Source organism: Frankia sp. AgB1.9 (genome assembly GCF_016786355.1).
GTDB lineage: Bacteria > Actinomycetota > Actinomycetes > Frankiales > Frankiaceae > Pseudofrankia.
The window spans coordinates 1-1,759 of record NZ_JADWYX010000162.1; the positions used below are offsets into that span (position 1 = coordinate 1).

The following is a 1,759-nucleotide window of genomic DNA, read 5'->3' on the forward strand; positions in this document are numbered from 1 at the left end:
CACTACCTGATCTTGAAATCGACCCGGGGTCACATTTCACGGACCCCCAGGGGGTCAAATTTCAGAAACCGTTGACAACGTCCATGTTGACGGAAGACTGCAACGGAGACGTGCACCGCAGAAGGCCTAAAGGCCCACGCCCGTGAAGGGTGAGACAGGGACTTTCGGCTGTGACGAGCTACCACAGCGGCGCGGCGCGTGGTGTCTTACCTGTGACGCCGCTTGTATGGCGCCGGGGCGTTGGACGGCCAAGCGCGGTGCGATCTGCCCTCTGTCGGCGGCTGTTTGACGCGCATGTGCGGGATCCGACCGGGGCGAGCGTAGGGCGCGGCCATGAGGAGCAGCGGGTGACCACGAGTCGGCAGGAAGCATCCTCAAGCTTGACGACTGGTGAGGTGGGGGCGCGATCGTCGCCCGGAGGGCTGGCCGGGCCGCCCCCGGTGACGATCATCTATATAGAGGGATTCGGGCGTAGTGGCACCACGCTTCTAGACGCGATGCTCGGGCAGGTCGAGGGTTTCTGCTCGTTGGGGGAGACTGCCTATCTCTGGGATCGGGGCCTGACGCCAGGTGAGCGCTGCGGCTGCGGTGCACCGGCCGCGCGCTGTCCGCTGTGGAGCGAAGTACTTGACGCGGTCCAGACTGGTGCGCACTCGATGCTGCCCGAGCAGATGACTTACTGGCGGGACCATGCGTTCAGACTGCGCGAAACTGCAGCTGCCCCGCGAGTGTTCGACGTCAGGGTCATGGCCCGGGCAGAGCGCTACCTCACTGCTTTGTCGCACGTCTACCGGACCGTGGCAGCGATGACCGGGGCGGACGTGCTCGTCGACTCGTCGAAGTCGGCGCGGCACGGCCATATGCTTCACTTGCTCCCGCGCGTGACGGTTCACACCGTCCACCTGGTGCGTGATCCCCGCGCGGTGGCGTTTTCCTGGCAGCGTGACCGCGCGGACGAGGGTCTTCCCGCCCGCCCAGTCGGGCGAAACGCCAAGGCGTGGACCTTCGAGGAGGCCGTCGCCGAGATGCTGAGAGCCCAGCGACGCGGCACCCGCAGCGTCGTACGCTACGAAGACCTCATCGCGGCCCCGGTGCCGGTGTTGCGCAAGATCCTGCGGGAGGCCGGCATCGACGGCGCAAAACTCGATTTCGTCGGCGATAGCAGCGTGCGGCTTGAGCCGAACCACATCGTCTGCGGGAACCCCAGCCGTTTCCGGACCGGCCTCGTCACGCTCAGCCTGGACGCCGAATGGGAGACAGCGATGGATCGACGTCAGGTCGCCGCAGTGACGGCGGTCTGCCTTCCGTGGATCGTCCGCTACGGCTACCCGATACGGGCGGGCCGGTTCCAACCGCTCAGCTAGCTAGGCCGTTAGCCGCTTGCGTGCCTCCCATGCGTAGAGAGGCGACGGGGCCGTCCAGGATGATCGAAGCGCGGCACCGGCACCGAGACACGAGGCGGGAAGTATGGGAGGTATGGCCCCAGCGCAGTTTCGCGAGTCGCACGAGGCGTCCGTGGGGTTGTCGGCGGGCAGGGTGGACAGCCAATAGTCGGTGGGTTCGGTTCGCCGGGGGGCCAGTCAGCGAGTGGCCAGCATGAGGGCAGGCTGCGGTCGTCGGCGCGGGTGAGGGCTTGGGCGGCGGGGCGGATCCGCAGGTCCAAGAACCGGGAGGGGATTGTTGCGCGGTACGCGCCCGTCGGCGCCGGGGGGCGGGCGCCCCTCGGCGCCCCGCCGGCCCGGCGGACGGCCGCCGCGTC

General features: G+C 67.9%; 1 protein-coding gene. It reads left to right on the forward strand.

The window, feature by feature from the left end; translation table 11 throughout:
- Positions 1–440: 440 nt before the first annotated feature.
- Positions 441–1,364, forward strand: a complete 924-nt coding sequence (locus I6A60_RS37285) for a sulfotransferase (RefSeq protein ID WP_203024294.1) — start codon at positions 441–443, stop codon at positions 1,362–1,364.
- The last annotated feature ends 395 nt before the right edge of the window (positions 1,365–1,759 follow it).